The organism is Pseudomonas sp. IT-P12 (genome assembly GCF_949767465.1).
In the GTDB taxonomy this organism is placed as follows: Bacteria; Pseudomonadota; Gammaproteobacteria; order Pseudomonadales; family Pseudomonadaceae; genus Aquipseudomonas.
Window position 1 is genome coordinate 292,213 of record NZ_CATKPY010000023.1, and the last position, 16,496, is coordinate 308,708.

The following is a 16,496-nucleotide window of genomic DNA, read 5'->3' on the forward strand; positions in this document are numbered from 1 at the left end:
CGCTTGCCCCAAAACCGTGGCTAAACCGGCGTGGGACCCGGCAACGGCGGCAATTTCGCCAGTTTCAACGCGATCAGCAACGCCACCACCAGCAACGCACCGATGAACAGGCCGATGCCGTTCCAGCCGCCGAGGTGCCAGAACACGCCGCCGGCGGTCCCGGCGATGCTCGAGCCGGCGTAGTAGCTGAACAGGTACAGCGACGATGCCTGGCCCTTGGCTTTGGTGGCGCGGCGGCCGATCCAGCTGCTGGCCACCGAATGCGCGCCGAAGAAGCCGAAGGTGAAAATCAGCATGCCGATGATGACCACGGGCACCGGGGTGAGCAGGGTCAGGCCGAGACCGGCGAGCATCAGCACGATGGTCGCCCAGAGCACCTGGCGCCGGCCCAGCTTGTCCGCCAGAGCGCCGATTTTCGCTGAGCTGTAGATGCCCGACAGGTACACGACCGAGAGCAGTCCGACGTAGGCCTGGTCCATATGGTAAGGCTCGGCGAGCAGACGATAGCCGATGTAGTTGAACAGGGTGACGAACGCGCCCATCAGGACAAAGGCTTCGAGAAACAACAGCGGCAAGCCGGCATCGCGAAAATGCATGGTGAAACCGTCCAGCAGGCTGCGCGGGTGCAGCGAGCGGGGGCGGAAGTTGCGCGATTCAGGGAGGATTTTCCAGAACACCGCCGCCGCGACCAGCGCCAGGCCGCCGACCACCAGCATCGCCGTGTGCCAGCTGACGAAGTCGATCAAGACACCGGTGATCAAGCGCCCGCTCATGCCGCCGATGGCGTTGCCGGCGATGTACAGGCCCATCGCCAGGCCAATGTGGTTGGGGTGGATCTCCTCGCTCAGGTAGGTCATGGCTACCGCCGCCAGGCCGCTCAACGACAAGCCGATCAACGCACGCATCAGCAGCACGCCTTGCCAGCTCGGCATCATCGCACTGGCGATGGTGCACGACGCAGCGGCAAACAGCGCCAGGACCATCACCCGTTTGCGCCCGACACGGTCGGAGATCGGCCCAGTGATCAGCAGGCCGATGGCAAGCATGCCGGTGGCCACCGACAGGATCAGGCTGCTCTGCGCCGCATTGATGGCGTATTCGTGGGACAGCAGCGGCATCATCGGTTGCACGCAGTACAGCAGCGCGAAGGTGGCAAAGCCGCCGCAGAACAATGCCAGCACCGTGCGCATGAACATCGGCGTGCCTTTTTCGATGTAGATCTCCTTGAGCTCGGCGGCGGTATCACCCAGTGCGGCGGGAGGAACTTCATGGGCGAGTGGAGCGACAACAGTTTTCACTTGAGACCTCGGAGCAGGCAGCCGGTCAGGCAATGAAAAAAGCATATAGCTGGCTAATGATTCAATCCAATATATTGTTCGACCTGTTTGAGAGGTTTTACGACCTAATGGAGTGTTCATGGAATTGCGCCACCTGCGCTACTTCATCGCCGTGGCCGAGGAACTGCACTTCGGCCGTGCCGCCCAGATGCTGGGCATCTCGCAACCGCCGCTGAGCCAGCAGATCCAGGCGCTGGAACAGGAGGTTGGGGCGCGGTTGTTCGAACGCACCAATCGTCGGGTCGAATTGAGCGAAGCGGGGCGGTTGTTCCTGCAAGAGGCGCGACTGGTGTTGGCGCAAGTCGACAAAGCCGCCGATGTGGCGCGCCGGGCGCAGTTGGGTGAACTGGGCGAACTGAAGATGGGGTTCACCTCGTCCGCGCCGTTCAACTCGACCATTCCCCAGGCGATTTTCACCTTTCGCCAGCGCTTTCCAGCGGTGCATCTGACCCTGCGGGAAATGAGCAGCACCCAGGTGGCCGATGCGCTGGTGGATGAATCGATTGAAGTCGGCATCATGCGCCCGCTGGGTTTGCCGGATTCGCTCAGCGTGGTGGAATTGATGAGCGAACCCCTGGTGGCGGTGCTCAGCTCCAAGCATCCACTGGCGCTTGGCAGTGAAGACGGCCTGTTTCTTTCAGCCCTGGCTCACGAACCCTTTGTGTTTTTCCCACGCAGTTACGGCAGTGGGTTGTATGCGCAGTTGTTGGCCCTGACACGGGATGCAGGGTTCAGCCCGAACTTCGCGCAAGAGGCAGGCGAGGCGATGACCATCATCGGGCTGGTGGCTGCGGGGCTCGGCGTATCGGTGCTGCCGGCTTCCTACCAGCGGGTGCGCATCGATGGCGTGGTTTACCGGCGTTTGCTCGACCCGGCTGCGGTGTCGGCGGTGTGGCTGGTGCAGCGCAAGGATCAGAAATCGCCGATGGCCAAGGCGTTTGTGGCGTTGTTGACGAGCAAGGGTGAGGATGGTTGACCGTGGGCAAACAGATGCGTTCGAGGCAATCGAGGACGCAGTTGCGCAGTGCGCTGGGTGTGAAGGTTTGAAGCCGAGCTGTTTGTGAAAGGGCGCCGAAAGGCGCCCTTTGTCGTTCTGGCGCTACTGAGACCAACGCCGGAAAATCAACGACGTGTTCACCCCGCCAAAGGCAAAGTTGTTGTTCATCACGTACTGGTTGTGCATCTGCCGGAACTCGCCGCGCAGGTAGTCGAGCGGGCCGCAATGCGGGTCCACCTCATCGAGATTGAGGGTGTGGACGTACAGGTCGCGATTGAGCATTTCGATGCTGAACCAGGACTCCAGTGCACCGCAGGCGCCGAGGGTGTGGCCGAGGAAGCTCTTTTGCGAACTGATCGGCATGTGCTCGCCGAACAGGCTGCTGGTCGCCAGGGTTTCGGCGATGTCGCCCTGTTCGGTGGCGGTGCCGTGACCGTTGACGTAGCCGATGTCCGATGGCTGCAAGCTGGCGTCTTCCAGTGCCAGTTCCATGGCGCGGCGCATGGTCGCCTGTTCCGGGCGGGTGGTGTGCTGGCCGTCGGCGTTGCTGCCGAAGCCGACGATTTCGGCGTGGATATGCGCGCCGCGCGCCAGGGCATGCTCGAGTTCCTCGAGTACCAGCATGCCGCCACCTTCACCGATCACCAGGCCATCGCGACCGCTGTCGTAGGGGCGCGGCGACGTCTGTGGCGCGTCGTTTTTCAGGCTGGTGGCATACAGCGCGTCGAACACCATGGCTTCAGTGGGGCACAGTTCTTCGGCGCCACCGGCCAGCATCAGTGGCAGGCGACCGAACTTGATCGCTTCATAGGCATAGCCGATGCCCTGGCTGCCGCTGGTGCAGGCGCTGGAGGTGGGGATCAGCCGGCCGGTCAGGCCGAAGAAGATGCTGATGTTCGCCGCCGTGGTGTGCGGCATCATCCGCACGTAGGAGTTGGCGTTGAGGCCCTCGGCGACGGAGTTGAGCAGCATGTTGCCGAACGCCTTGATCTCGTCGGTGCTGCCCGTGGACGAACCGCAGGCGACACCCATGCGCCCGTCCTTGATCGACTCGTCGCCCAGCAATCCGGCGTCGGCCAGTGCCTGTTCCGCTGCACCGACGGCCAGGCGCGAGACGCGGCCCATGCTGCGCAGTTGCTTGCGAGTCCAGTGGCTTGGCACTTTGAAATCATCGATCGGGCCGGCCAGGCGTGTGTTGAGTTCGGTGAAGCGATCCCACTCGTGCATCCGGCGAATGCCGCTGCGATTGCCCGCGAAATGGGCGGCGATGGTGTCCCAGTCGCTGCCCAGCGAGGTGATGCCGGCCATGCCGGTGACGACGACGCGCTTCATCAGCACAGGCCCCCGTTGACGGCCAGCACCTGCCGGGTGATGTACGACGCTTCCGCGGACATCAGGAAATTCACCGCGCCGGCCACTTCTTCAGGCGTGCCCATGCGTTGTGCGGGAATCATTTTCATCAGTTCTTCCACCGGCACATTTTCGTCGAGCATGGCTGTGTCGATCAGGCCGGGGGCGACACAGTTGACGGTGATTCTGCGCTTGCCCAGTTCGATGGCCAGTGCCTTGGCCGCGCCGATCAGGCCGGCCTTCGAAGCGCTGTAGTTGACCTGGCCGCGATTGCCGATCAAACCGGAAACCGAGGTGATGCAAACGATGCGTCCGGCCGCGCGACGACGGATCATCGGCATCATGACCGGGTGCAGCACGTTGTAGAAACCGTCGAGGTTGGTCCGCATCACCACATCCCAATCATCCTCGCTCAGCGCTGGAAATGCACCGTCGCGTGTCAGGCCGGCGTTGAGCACCACACCGTAATAGGCGCCGTGGCTGTCAACGTCGGCTTCCAGGGCCGCCTTGCAACTGGCGCGGTCGGAGACGTCGAATTGCAGGATGCGCGCCTGGCGGCCCAGGGTTTCGATGTCGGCCTTCACGGCCTCGGCGTCTGCAAGGCCGCTGCGGCAATGCAGCACGATGTCGTAGCCGGCCTGGGCCAGGCGCAGGGCGATGGCGCGGCCGATGCCACGGCTGGAACCGGTGACCAGTACGGATTCAGTCATGCCTGGGTTCCTTGTGAAGGGGCTTGTGGCGTTTCATGCAGGTATTGGTCGGCCTGCGGCGGTCGAAACACATTCAGACGAGCGGTCGCATGAATGCCGGGAGCGTTGATATGGCATTCGAACACGCCCATGCCGTTGTCGTCTTCCAGCGAGCGAATGCCGTGGATGGCCAGCTCGGTTCCCGCAGGGAAATGATCGACGTTGCATTCGAACTTGCGCGTGCCCAGCAGGAAACCCAGCGCCACGGCATCGCCGCGCTGTCGCGCATGGCAACCGGCGTAGGCGGCCACGCTCTGGGCCATCAATTCGATGCCGACCCATGCCGGCAGGCCGCCGTCGGGACGACTGAACAGGCCATCGGGCCTGACGGTGAGGCGGGTGCGAATCTGCTCGTCATCGAACGCCAGGATCTGATCGATGAGGATCATGTCGCCGGCGTGCGGCAGCAGTTCGGCGAGCGGCCAGTCAATCATGGGGCGTCTCCGATAATCAGGCTGACATTATTGCCACCGAAGGCAAAGGAATTGCTCATCAGATAGCGAGGTGCAATGGACGTCAGATGATCGGTTGTGGTCACCCATTTCAAGGGCGGCAGGTCGGGATCCTGCTGGCCGTCCCAGACATGAGGCGGCAGCGCTTGCCGGTGATTGTCCGCACTCAGGCTCAGCCAGCAGAACGCCGCTTCCAGCGCGCCGGCTGCGCCGAGGGTGTGGCCCGTCATGGGTTTGGTCGACGAGCACGGCACGCCGTGCGCAAACAACGCCGCGACGGCCAGGCTTTCCATGGCATCGTTGTGTTGGGTGGCCGTGCCGTGCAGGTTCAGGTAGCTGATCTGTCCGGGTTGCAGCTGAGCCCGGCCCAGGGCCTTGCGCATCGCTTGCAGGGCGCCGCGGCCGGTCGGCTCCGGTGCGGAAATGTGGTGGGCATCGGAGCTGGCGCCGCAGCCGAGCAGGGCAATCGAGGGGGTGTCGTTCGGCTGTCGGGTCATCAGGAACAGCGCCGCCGCTTCACCGATGTTGATCCCGTTGCGGTTCACCGAGAAGGGGTTGCAGCGTTGTCCTGACACGGCTTCCAGCGCTGAAAAGCCATTGAGGGTCAGTTTGCACAGCGTGTCCACGCCCCCGCACAGCACGGCGTCGCACAGGCCCAGATCCAGCAGGCGTTGCGCGCTCATCAGCGCCCGGGCGCTGGAGGTGCAGGCGGTGGAAATCACGTAGGCCGGACCGCTCAACTGCAGCCAGTCCGCAAGGAAGTCCGCCGGTGCGCCGAGCTCCTGTTGTCGGTAGTCGTATTCGGCCGGGAACTGCTGTTCGCGGATGTAATGGGCCAGGCCTTGGCTGGCTTCGTCGATGCCCGACGTGCTGGTGCCAAGGACCACGCCGATACGGTCGCGCCCGTAGGTGTGGATCGCGCGGTCGATGTCGTCGCGGATCTGCAACGCTGCTTCCAGCAACAGTTGGTTGTTGCGGCTGCTTTGCCGTGCCAGTTCAGGCGGGATCGGCGCCAGGTCACCGCGCACGGCGGCCACGGGTATCGAACGTTCCGGCACCCAGCCGGCCTCGCTGCGCATGCCGGAGCAATCGCCGGCAAACAGGTTGCGTGCAACCTGCTGTTTGTCGCGGCCCAGGGCGCAGATCACCCCGAGGGCATTGAGGTAGGCGGTCATGGTGTTTCACCGGTCAGGGGCGTGACTTGATACGTCGGGCCCTTGGGCAGTTTCAGTTCAAAGTTCAACGGTCGGGAGTAGCGCACATCCCAATGTTCCGGCAACGAGCGCTGGGCACCATGTTGCCAGGCCTGCGGGTAGTTGACCGACAATTCGTTCTCGGGTGTCAGGGCGAACAGCAATGCGGCGAACAATGCCCGTGCCTCCGGGTCAGGGGGGAGCAAGCCGTCCGCCTGCCACTGGCCGTCGATCAGTTTCTGGCGTGCCTGGGGGATGCCCAGCAAATCCATCATCGACCAGCGAATGCCCGAACCTTCGCGGGCGATCACCAGCACCCAGTCCTGACGCTGGCCGTCCAGCAGGCGCTGGATGTGCAATTGTTGGGGCAACGGCAGGTTCGGCGTTTGCTCTGGCAGCGGGGATCGGCTGGTGCATGCGCTCAGCAGCAAGGCAGCAAACAGCAGACCTGTCGGAGCGAGTTTGCTCGCGAAGCGCTGCCAGGCACCGCGGGCGTTCAGAAAACCAGCGTTATCGTTGACGACCATCGCGAGCAGGCTCGCTCCTGCAGAGCACGCACGATTAACGTTGAACATCACTCAGTTCCTGCCAATGGCTTGCGCGCCACCACGTTGACCAGGGTTTCTTCCCGCTGGCCAAAGGGTTTCGGCTGGCGCAGGCCAAAACGTTCAAGCAGGCCGAAATCCCTGGACCGGCTCCACCACAAATACGGATAAGACACATTGTGCGGCTCGAATTCAAAACCCTGGCGACGAATCATCTCGAGGTACTGGGCGGCGCTTTTCTGCACGTGCATGGGGTGGCGGAACAACCAGCGGATGACCCAGGTATCAATGTAAGCCTCGGTGGACTCGGCGAACAGCAGGTGGCCACCCGGCTTGAGCACCCGGTAGAACTCGGCCAGGGCCTTTTCCTGTTCCACCAGATGATGGAAGGTCTGGTGACAGAACAACAGGTCGACGCTGGCATCCGGTACGGGCAGGGTGGCGCAGTCACCGCCCAGCAGCTCGACGTCGATGCCCTGGCGCACGGCTTCAGCGTGGCTCTGGTCGAGGCTGTGCGGGTCGGCATCGACACCGAGCAGGCGCTGTGGGGCAAAGGTCTGGCGCAGGTGCTGAAAGGACTTGCCCTGGCCGCAACCGGCATCGAGCAGCACGGGACGGTCCGGCAACGGTTCGCTGAACAGGCTGCGCAGATCATTGATCGCCACCCGCAACACATGATGCTGCCAGGTATGGCTGCGCAGGAACCAGAGACCGAAGCGAGTCTCCTCGACGTAGTGGTCGCTCAAGTAATTCATGTTGCATCCCTTGCACAGAGTTCTGACAGCATTCGCAGTCGGCGTTTGGGTTCGGCGACGAACGGGTTGCGCTCATCCCAGGCGTAACCGGCGAGAATCGAGCTGATCATGCGGCGGATGTCGGGCGAGCTGTCCGGATGATAAATCACATCCTGGAACGTGCCGGCGTACCAGCCCTCGACGTAACAGCGGAACGTATCGACACCGCGCTTGAGCGGTTCGGCGAATTCGCGCTGCCAGTCGACACGTTCGCCTTGCAACTGACGGTGCAGGACCCCGGCGGCCATGCTCGCCGAGCGCATGGCGATGGTCACGCCGGAAGAGAAGACCGGGTCGAGAAATTCCGCCGCGTTGCCCAGCAAGGCATAGCCCGGACCATGCAGGGTCTTGACGTTGGCCGAATACCCGCCGATGACGCGTGCCGGGGTGTCCCACACGGCATTGCCCAGCACGCCGCTGAGGCTGGGGGTCTGGGCAACGAAACCGCGCAGGCAGTCGTCCAGGTTCTCGCTGCAACCGTGGAAATGCTCCGCTGCCGCCACCACGCCCAGCGAGCAGCGGCCATTGCTGAACGGTATGGTCCAGAACCAGACATCGCGCTGGGTCGGATGGGTGGTGATGAGGATTTTCGTGCGGTCGAAACCCGGCTGGTCGATATGGTCTTCGATGTGGGTGAACACCGCCTGGCGCACCGGGAAGTTCGACGGTGCCTCAAGGTCGAGCAAGCGCGGCAGGACGCGGCCGTAACCGCTGGCATCGAGCATGAAATCGGCTTCGATGCGGTACTCGCTGCCGTCTTCGCGTTGCACGCCGAGCCACGGTTTTTCCCGGTCGATGTCGACGCTGACGATGGTCTCGCCGTAGCGGATGTCCACGCCTTGCAGCGCTGCCTGATCGGCCAGCAGCTTGTCGAAATCCGCCCGCAGGACCTGGAAGGTCGTCGGTTTGCCCTGGCTGAAGGTGTCGCCAAAGTCGAAGCTGGTGTACTGCTCGCCCCAGGCGAACGCCGCGCCGGTTTTCAGCTGGAACCCGGCGGCGTTGACCGCATCGAGCATGCCGGCTTCCTCGACGAAGTCCAGGCAATGGGACAACAGGCTTTCGCCGATGGAAAACCGTGGAAAGTGCTGGCGTTCGATCACCAGCACGTCATGCCCTTTGCGCTTGAGCAGCGCGGCAGCGATGGCACCCGAAGGGCCCGCCCCGATGATCACGACCTGACGACGTTCCATTTCAGCGGTTGGCATGGGAGTTCCTTTGCGGTGTGGCGGCTTCCAGGGGGATTCGATGCAGGCCGATCAGGGCCGGCATCAATGTCGCGATCAGGCCCATCAGCATCAGCGCAAAGTAGAGCGGCGGGCTGATGAGGTGTTGTTGCAACAACAGGTTGAGAAAGACGATCTCGCTCAAGCCGCGAATGTTGAGCAGCACGCTCTCGCGCCAGCGGCTGGCGCCTGCAAACGAAGCGCCGGCCCAACCCAGGCCCAGCCAGTTGCCCAGCAGCTTGCTGGCCACCGGAAGCAGCAACAGTGCGCCCAGTTGCAGCCAGCCGAGACTGCCCATGGCACTGTGGACGTCGATCTGTACGATGCCGAACGTGAGGATCAGCGGAATCGCGATCCAGGTCTGCAAGCCGGTGATCCAGTTCGCTGGCAGCGGCAGCACCAGTGGCACTTTCAGCGCGGCCATGCACAGCAGATAGCCTATACCGACCATCAACGCGTTGAGCTTGTAGTGCTCGGCCACTACCAGCAAGGCGAAGAAACAGGTGCTGTACAACCGTGGCCGCCGCCCACCGAGCACGCGCAGCAACAAGGGCACGCCGGCACAGGCCAGCGGCAACAGCAGGCTGCTCAAATGCAGGCTGCCCTGGGCGATGGCAAAGACTGTCCAGCAGGTGAGGTCGATCAGGATCGCGGTCTGCACCAGGCGCCGGGTGGCGGCGGTCGGGTAACCGATGTGCCGCAAATACAGATACAGCACCGGAATCGCGGTGATGGCGAACAGCAGGCCGACCGCCAGGGAGCTGATCCACGGCTGTGGCGGCAGCAGCCAGACGGCCGTCGCGAGCCCGCAGGCAAACGGCACGCAGAAACTCGGGAGGGCGATTTTCAGGCTCTGGCGATCGAGTTTCAGGTCGATCACGTCACTGAGGATAAAGCCCAGCAACAAGGCGAAACTCAGACTGTAGAGGTTTTTCAGCCAGAGCGGCGCGACCAGCGTCGCACCGCTCAACTGCCAATGCGGCTCGATCCAGAAATACATCAACAGGGGCAGGCCGAGGGTGGCGAGCAGCAACTGGCTGACGATGGGGATCAGCCCGAAGTGCCGCCCCACCCGCGTGGCCACGGCGAACAGCGCCAGGGCCATGGCCCAGAACAGTGCGACCATCATGTCGCCGACTCCGCAGCCGGCGCCGCGTGTACCTGCCGCCCGGCCCACGGCGCGAGCAGGAAGCTGAAGGCCAGGCCCAGGCTTACCGACAGCCCGAAGTTGCTCACCGCCGGGGTGCTGGACACCGCCAGCAGGCCGAACGACAGCCAGGTGGTCAGTGCCGCCAGCAAGGTGCCCAGCAGACTCACGGCAGCACCGCCGACCTGCTCGCGCATCAGAATCGCGTAGTCGACGCTGATCGCCGTCACCAGCAACAGGCCGAACAGGCTGAACAGTGTCAGCGGCTGGCCGAGCCAGCCCAGGCTGGCGAGGCTGCACACTGCCGCCAGCAGCGGCAGGGCGACGATGCGCAGCGCGCCACCGAGGCCGAACGGCAGCATCAGCACCAGCACGATCAATACGCAGGAGGCGAGTTTCAATTCAGCGGCGCTGATCTGTGTCTGGGCAAAGACCTTGTTCAGGTCGCCCAGTCGATCCACCAGTTCCACGCCCGGCAAATCCAGCACCTGAACCCGCAACAGTGCGGAATCGTTCAGCCCCTGCAGGCTGACCATCGCCGCCACGCCGTCATCGGTCGAACCCAGCCACAGTGTGCGATAGGGTTCGGCCAACGGGCCGGTCAGCGCACTGTCGATGTCTTCGGTGGGCAGGGCCTGCAAGGTCGCCAGTTCGGTTTTCAGTGCCTGAAGCGGTACTCCGACGGCCAGCAGCGGCTGCCAGAACTGCGGCAACCTGGCCAGCGCTTCACGTGTGCGCTGTTGTTCGGCGGGCGGGCTGACCAATTGATTGAGCGACAGATAGCCATTGAGTTTGTCCAGGTTCACCAACTGCTCCAGCCGCTCGCTCAGGGCCGTCTGGCGCTCCAGCAATTGAGGCTGATTGGCCGCCCGCACCAGGAAAAACTGGCTGGTGGGTTGATAGCCGGTGATGCGCGCAATGGTCTGGGCTTCATCGGTCAATTGTTGCGGCGCGCCGATCCACTGGCGGATATCGTTTTTGCTCTCGAGCTGCAGCAGGCCGCCGACACAGAAGGCGATCAGCAACGCCAGCAGCACCGGCGTGCGCGCAATGCCGAGCAGCGCCTCGCGCCGGTCCAGCAAGTACTCGGACACCCGTAGCGGCCAGTGTGCCGGACGCAGGTCCGCACCCTTCAGCAGCGCGGGCAACAGGCACACTGCCGACAGATAGGCGCCCAGCAGGCCGGCGGCGGAGAACACGGCGATCTGGGTCAGGGCCGGGAACGGTGTCCAGGCCAGCGCCAGGTAGCCGATGCAACTGGTGACCAGGCTCAGCGTCAGGCCGGGCAAGGTCAGGCGCAAGGCCGGCCAGCTGTGCCAGGGCCTCAGGCTCCAGCTCTTGGACAAATAGTGCAGCGGGTAATCGACCGCGACCCCGATCAGGCTCGAGCCGAGCACCAGGGTCATCACGTGCATGCGGCCGAACAGCGCCACGCAGGCCACCGCGCCGAACAGCATGCCCACCAGCACCGGGACGAAGGCCAGCAGCACCCGCCAGCGGCGGAAGGCCAGCAGCAACAGCAGCAGAATGCCGAGGGTCGCACCGCCACCGACCCAGGTGATCTCGCGGGTGGCTTGTTGCTGGCCGTTGGCGGCGTAGAGCAGGCCGCTGGCGGCCAGCAACTGCACGTCGGAGCGGGCGGCCTGTTCGCGGCTGTGCTTGAGCAGGTCGGCGACCTGCAATGGCAGGTTCATGTCGAAGGCATTGCCGGTGGTGCGGGCGCGCAACAACACCCAGCTCTTGCCGTCGGCATCGGCGACCAGTGCACCGCTGCCGATGTCCAGTTGCACCGAACCGTGCTGTGGCTGGCTGTTCTGGATACGTCCGGTCAAGCCCAGCCAGTCATCCTGGCTCGGTACCAGGCTGAAGCCGGTGAAGGGGTCGAAAAGCGCCTGCACCCGTTGCTGGATAAAGGCGTCGGGGTGTTCGATCAGTTGCTGGCGATCCTGCGCCGAGAGCATCGCCAGCCGGCCTTGCAGCAGTTGCGCGCGCAGGGCCGGCAAGTCGGCCTGCAGGGTCCACTGGACTTTTTCGAACAGGCCGCTGGCCTGCCATTGCTCGCCCAGTTGTTGCGCCATGGCGACGGCTTGCTGGCGATCCTGATGGCCGACCAGCACCAGCATTTCGCGGTTCAGCGGTTCCTGCATGCGTTGTTCGGCGCGCAGCTCCAGCGCATCCGGCGCGGTGCCCGGGACCAGCTCCATGAGGTTGGCCGACAGCGGAGCGCCGTCACGCCATTGCCAGCCGGCGAGCGCGAGCACTGCCAGCAGCAGGAGCAGAAACAGGCGTGGCAACAGGCGTTCACTCGGCAAAGTCTTGTTGCTCCGCATCGCTCAAGGGTGAAGTGTCGGTGCTGTCCTGCATGCGCATCAGCGTGCGGTCGCCCTGGGTTTCCAGCAGCTCGATGCTGTGCACCAGCGCTCCACCCGTGATGTTGATCTGGTTGAATACCTGCTTGAGCAGCAGCGAGCGTGGAATCAAGGCCAGGGTCCAGTTTTGCGCATCGCCGCTCAGGGACAGTTCGAAGTCCCGTTGCAGCCCGCTGCTGTCGCCTTGGAGCACGGCCAGGAACAGACGGTTCTGCTCGGCGCCGGCACTCTTGCCAGGCAGCATTTGCCAACCGCCGGCATCGCGTCGGGCGATGCCCTTGGCGGTGATGCGGTAGTCCTGTTGCAGCGGGGTTTTGAGCAGCCACAGCAAACCGTGGTTTTTCGCCAGGACGAAAGTGCCCTGGCTGGTCAGCGGCTGGGGCAGGGCACGCAGGTGTTTTTCCTGGATGAAATGGCCGTGAATGACGTCAGGCTTTGCCAGTTGATCGCTGAGCTGTTGCAGATCGAACGCGTGGGCCAACCCCGGAATGACCAGCAACACGCAGCACACTGCGGGAACGAGTTTGCTCGCGAAAAAACTGAGCGCGCGGCGGAATGTCAGGCGACCGGCGTCATCGTTGACGACCCTCGCGAGCGGGCTCGCTGCTCCAGGGGACATCATGGCAGGGCCCTCTCTACGGCGTTGGTGAAGACCTTTGGAGAGACGAGTTGCATCTCGCGGTTGCTCATGTCGACCGCCACCTGCACCGAGCTGGCGCGGGTCAGGCGCTCCCCGGTCTGCACATCGCTGATCAGGTAATGGATCTTCAGGCGGTTCTCCCATTCCACCAGGCTGGCCCGCACGTTGAGTTTCTGCCCGAACACGGCGGCGCGCACGTAGCGCAACTGCAAGTCGATTACCGGCCAGGCATAACCGGACTCGACCATCGCGTTGTAGTTGTGGCCAATCCTGTCCAGCAGCGCACAGCGGGCGACTTCCAGGTATTTGATGTAATGACCGTGCCAGACGACGTTCATGCTGTCGACGTCGAAGAACGGCACGAGGATTTCCGTATCGGTGTGAAGTACGCCCTGGCTACGCATGCAGCCTCCAGTGTTGTTCGGCGATCCGTTGCAGGCACAGGCGCAGTTCGCCTTCCAGCGCACGGTCCTCGATGACCGGTGCGAAATCCCTGGCCAGTGCTTCGTGCATGGCGGCGAGGGCGGGAGGCAACGGCCGCGCGTCCTCGGCCCGGCTGCGCAGCCACACGCCCTGATTGGCCGCCAGCAGCGTGGCGGCGGCGACCTGTTCGGTCAATTCCAGCACCCGGATCGCGTCGCGGGCGGCGATGGTGCCCATGCTCACCTTGTCCTGGTTGTGGCATTCGGTGGAACGCGAGAACACGCTGGCCGGCATGGTGTTTTTCAACGCTTCGGCGGTCCAGGCGCTGGTGCCGATCTGCACGGCCTTGAAACCGTGGTTGAGCATGGCGCGATCCGCCGTGGCACCGGACAGGTTGCTCGGCAAACCATGGTTGTAGCGCTCGTCCACCAGCAGCGCGAGTTGCCGGTCGAGCAGATCGGCGACATTGGCCACGAGGTTTTTCAGGCTGTCCATGGCGAACGCGATGTGCCCGCCGTAGAAGTGTCCGCCGTGCAGCACGCGTTCGGCTTCGGCGTCGATGATCGGGTTGTCGTTGGCGCTGTTCAGCTCGGTTTCGATGAACGAGCGCAGCCAGTTCAGGCTATCGGCCAGCACGCCCAGCACATGCGGTGCGCAGCGCAGGGAATAGCGGTCTTGCAGGCGGTGCAGGGGCGCGGTGGGGGCGTCGATGGCCAGGTCCTGGCGCAGCCACGCGGCGACTTGCATCTGCCCCGGATGGGGTTTGGTGGCGAACAGGCGTTCGTCGAAGTGCTCCGGGTTGCCCTGCAACGCAACGACGTTCAGCGCGGTGATGCGCGTGGCCAGTTGCAGCAGGTAGTCGGCGCGGGCATACGCCAGGCAGGCGAGGCCGGTCATGACCGCGGTGCCGTTCATCAGCGCCAGGGCTTCCTTGGGGCGTAGCACCAACGGCTGCCAGCCGAGTTCGCGGTGCACATCGGCGGCGTGTCGACGTTCGCCGCGATACATCACCTCGCGCTCGCCGGACAGGGTCGCGGCGACGTACGACAGGGGCGTCAGGTCGCCGCTGGCACCGACCGAGCCTTCCTCGGGAATCAGCGGCAGGATGTCGTGTTCGAGGAATGCCTGCAGGCGCTCCAGCAGCTCGATGCGCACCCCGGACACGCCGTGGCACAGCGACTGCAAACGGGCCGCGAGCACGGCACGTGTGGCTTGTGCATCGAGCAGCTTGCCCAGGCCGCAGCCGTGGAAGGTGTACAGATGACGGGGCAAGGCTTCGACGTGATGCAGTGGCACCGCAACCACGCAGGAGTCGCCGTAGCCGGTGGTCACGCCATAGATCACGCCCTCCTTGTCCAGCAGCGAGTCGAGGAAGCGTGCGCCCTTGGCGATGCGCTCGCGATAGGCGGGGTCGTCCTGCAATTGCGTTGGCACCTGGCGGTTGGCCAGGGCTCGCACGTCTTCGATGCGCAAGGGGAGTTCGCCGAAGGTTACCGGCTCAAGCGTGGGCGTCGTCATCGGTCTTCCAGAAAGGGTAAAAGTTGAACCATTGTTGAGGCGCTTCAAGGCAATAGTGACCCAGGCGTTCGGCGTAGCGGGTCGCCCACTGATGAATGACCTGTTCGCGGTCGCTGCGTTTCCAGGCGATCGTGTCGGCGAACGGTTCGAGGGTCAGTCGATAGTCGCCGTCGGGCTTCTTCAGGCACAGCAGCAGGTTGACCGGACATTTCAACAGCCCGGCCAGCAGCCACGGCCCTTGCGGGAACCTGGCCGGATGGCCGAGGAAGTCCACGGTCAGGCTGCGCCCGCCGTGCAAGGGCACGCGATCACCGGCAATCGCCAGCCACTCACCACGCTCCAGGCGCTCATGCAGTTGCAACATGATCACCGGGTCGAGCTCGCTGACCTGGATCAACCGCAGATTGGTCGCGCCGGCTTCACCCAGCAGGCGGTTGAACTGCTCGGCGTGCTTGGTATGCACCAGCACGTTCATCGTGACTTTTTCACCGATCTCCGCCAGTGCCCGGCAGACTTCGAGGTTGCCCAAGTGGGCCCCCACCAGCAGCTGTCCACGGCTACCGCGCAACTGGTTGCGCAGCAACGCCGGGTCGATGATTTCGATCTGCTCGATGCTCAGCTTGCCGTTCCAGACATCGAGTTTGTCCAGCATCGAATCGGCGAAGGCCATGAACTGGCCGAACACCCGCCAATGGCTGGGACGTAGTTCGTTGCGGCCACTCCAGTCGGCGAGGCGTTGTTGATATTGCCAGGCACTGTGTCGGGCCGTGCGGCCGAACAAAAAAAAGTACAGCACGATGCCATACAGCAGCGGGCTCAGCAGCCGGCGACCGAGCACCCTGGCTGCGAACGCGGTGAACTTCATCAGCCAGAAACTGCCGCGCTCCTGGCGATCGGCCCAGTGTTGCTCGTCGACATCACGACTCATGCTCGCCACCGCCGCCAGAGGATCACCGGAGCGCGCAGCAACATGCCGAAGAACAGCCGGGTGTGCATGCTCGAAATCAATACGTTGTCGTGAAACAGGCGAAAGTGCGAGACGCCGTCCAGCGGGTAATGCACCTTGGTCGGCAACCAGCGCATCGGCTGGTTGTGCCAGGCCAGGCGCACCAGGATGTCCGAGTCGAAATCCATGCGCTTGCCGATCCTCGCCGAGTCGATGAGCGCCAGCACCGGTGGCAATGGATAGACGCGAAAACCGCACATGGAATCGCGGATCTGCAAGGACAGTGTGTTGATCCAGACCATCACGTGGGTCAGGTAGCGCGCGTACAGGCGGCCTTTCGGCACGCTGGCGTCGTATTGCGGGTAGCCGCAGATCAACGCCTGGGGATGGGCCCGGGATTGTGCGATGAAGGTCGTGACATCCTGCAGGTCGTGCTGGCCGTCGGCATCCACCTGCAAGGCGTGGCTGAACTCCAGGCGCGAGGCTTCGCGCAAGCCGGTCATCACGGCGCCGCCCTTGCCCTGATTGGCGGCGAGGCGAATCAGGTAGACCCTTTCACGCAGGGCCAGTTGGTCCAGCACCGCCGCGCAAGGCTTGTCGCTGGCGTCATCCACCAGAATGCACGGAAGGCCGCAGGCGATCAGTGCGTCGACGACCGTGGTGATCGCGCTCTCGTGGTTGTAGACCGGGATGACGGCGCAAGGGTTATGCATGAAGGTGTACGCCTGAGAGACCGGAATGTTTGCTTCGTGAGCAGGCTGGCTGACACAGGGGCGCTGCATCGATCACAAGCCCGATGTGGGAGCGATCCTG

Annotated in this window: 16 protein-coding genes; 1 reads left to right on the forward strand and 15 read right to left on the reverse strand. The window is 63.8% G+C overall.

The genetic code is table 11. The annotated features are described in order from the left end of the window. Positions 1-20 precede the first annotated feature (20 nt). Positions 21-1,298, reverse strand: coding sequence for an MFS transporter (locus ACM6IM_RS19595; protein ID WP_414866058.1), 1,278 nt, complete (start codon positions 1,296-1,298; stop codon positions 21-23). A 118-nt stretch (positions 1,299-1,416) separates the two neighbouring features. Here ACM6IM_RS19595 and ACM6IM_RS19600 point away from each other — a divergent pair, with 118 nt between their 5' ends. Continuing rightward, positions 1,417-2,313: a LysR substrate-binding domain-containing protein gene (locus tag ACM6IM_RS19600; RefSeq protein WP_414866059.1), complete on the forward strand. Its 897-nt coding sequence runs from the start codon at positions 1,417-1,419 to the stop codon at positions 2,311-2,313. Between the two features lie 123 nt (positions 2,314-2,436). Here ACM6IM_RS19600 and ACM6IM_RS19605 read toward each other — a convergent pair whose 3' ends face one another. The 14 genes from ACM6IM_RS19605 to ACM6IM_RS19670 are packed head-to-tail and all read right to left on the reverse strand — an operon-like array spanning position 2,437 to position 16,396. Then, the gene (locus ACM6IM_RS19605) at positions 2,437-3,666 is read right to left on the reverse strand and encodes a beta-ketoacyl-ACP synthase (protein ID WP_414866060.1); all 1,230 of its coding nucleotides are present in this window, start codon (positions 3,664-3,666) and stop codon (positions 2,437-2,439) included. Next, positions 3,666-4,394 carry a 3-oxoacyl-ACP reductase FabG gene (fabG, locus tag ACM6IM_RS19610; protein WP_414866061.1) on the reverse strand — a complete coding sequence of 243 codons (729 nt, stop codon included), beginning with the start codon at positions 4,392-4,394 and terminating at the stop codon, positions 3,666-3,668. The genes ACM6IM_RS19605 and fabG overlap by 1 nt, the downstream gene beginning before the upstream one ends. Next, on the reverse strand, positions 4,391-4,867 hold the full coding sequence (locus tag ACM6IM_RS19615; protein WP_414866062.1) for a 3-hydroxylacyl-ACP dehydratase: 477 nt from the start codon (positions 4,865-4,867) through the stop codon (positions 4,391-4,393). The genes fabG and ACM6IM_RS19615 overlap by 4 nt, the downstream gene beginning before the upstream one ends. Then, positions 4,864-6,060, reverse strand: coding sequence for a beta-ketoacyl-[acyl-carrier-protein] synthase family protein (locus ACM6IM_RS19620; RefSeq protein ID WP_414866063.1), 1,197 nt, complete (start codon positions 6,058-6,060; stop codon positions 4,864-4,866). The genes ACM6IM_RS19615 and ACM6IM_RS19620 overlap by 4 nt, the downstream gene beginning before the upstream one ends. After that, positions 6,057-6,605: a hypothetical protein gene (locus ACM6IM_RS19625; RefSeq protein WP_414866189.1), complete on the reverse strand. Its 549-nt coding sequence runs from the start codon at positions 6,603-6,605 to the stop codon at positions 6,057-6,059. The genes ACM6IM_RS19620 and ACM6IM_RS19625 overlap by 4 nt, the downstream gene beginning before the upstream one ends. Before the next feature lie 47 nt (positions 6,606-6,652). Beyond that, positions 6,653-7,378: a class I SAM-dependent methyltransferase gene (locus ACM6IM_RS19630; RefSeq protein ID WP_414866064.1), complete on the reverse strand. Its 726-nt coding sequence runs from the start codon at positions 7,376-7,378 to the stop codon at positions 6,653-6,655. Beyond that, positions 7,375-8,622, reverse strand: coding sequence for an NAD(P)/FAD-dependent oxidoreductase (locus ACM6IM_RS19635; RefSeq protein WP_414866065.1), 1,248 nt, complete (start codon positions 8,620-8,622; stop codon positions 7,375-7,377). Before ACM6IM_RS19635 ends, ACM6IM_RS19630 begins: the two co-directional genes overlap by 4 nt. Beyond that, a complete protein-coding gene (locus tag ACM6IM_RS19640; RefSeq protein ID WP_414866066.1) occupies positions 8,609-9,769 on the reverse strand; it encodes a sodium:proton antiporter in 1,161 nt (386 codons plus the stop codon). The genes ACM6IM_RS19635 and ACM6IM_RS19640 overlap by 14 nt, the downstream gene beginning before the upstream one ends. Continuing rightward, positions 9,766-12,117, reverse strand: coding sequence for an MMPL family transporter (locus tag ACM6IM_RS19645; protein ID WP_414866067.1), 2,352 nt, complete (start codon positions 12,115-12,117; stop codon positions 9,766-9,768). Before ACM6IM_RS19645 ends, ACM6IM_RS19640 begins: the two co-directional genes overlap by 4 nt. Continuing rightward, complete coding sequence (locus tag ACM6IM_RS19650; RefSeq protein WP_414866068.1) at positions 12,089-12,778, reverse strand: outer membrane lipoprotein carrier protein LolA; 690 nt, start codon at positions 12,776-12,778, stop codon at positions 12,089-12,091. The genes ACM6IM_RS19645 and ACM6IM_RS19650 overlap by 29 nt, the downstream gene beginning before the upstream one ends. Then, on the reverse strand, positions 12,775-13,200 hold the full coding sequence (locus ACM6IM_RS19655) for an acyl-CoA thioesterase (protein ID WP_414866069.1): 426 nt from the start codon (positions 13,198-13,200) through the stop codon (positions 12,775-12,777). Before ACM6IM_RS19655 ends, ACM6IM_RS19650 begins: the two co-directional genes overlap by 4 nt. After that, a complete protein-coding gene (locus ACM6IM_RS19660) occupies positions 13,193-14,737 on the reverse strand; it encodes an HAL/PAL/TAL family ammonia-lyase (protein WP_414866070.1) in 1,545 nt (514 codons plus the stop codon). The genes ACM6IM_RS19655 and ACM6IM_RS19660 overlap by 8 nt, the downstream gene beginning before the upstream one ends. Then, positions 14,718-15,665: a glycosyl transferase gene (locus ACM6IM_RS19665; protein ID WP_414866071.1), complete on the reverse strand. Its 948-nt coding sequence runs from the start codon at positions 15,663-15,665 to the stop codon at positions 14,718-14,720. Before ACM6IM_RS19665 ends, ACM6IM_RS19660 begins: the two co-directional genes overlap by 20 nt. Further along, positions 15,662-16,396 carry a glycosyltransferase family 2 protein gene (locus tag ACM6IM_RS19670; RefSeq protein ID WP_414866072.1) on the reverse strand — a complete coding sequence of 245 codons (735 nt, stop codon included), beginning with the start codon at positions 16,394-16,396 and terminating at the stop codon, positions 15,662-15,664. Before ACM6IM_RS19670 ends, ACM6IM_RS19665 begins: the two co-directional genes overlap by 4 nt. Positions 16,397-16,496: the final 100 nt, after the last annotated feature.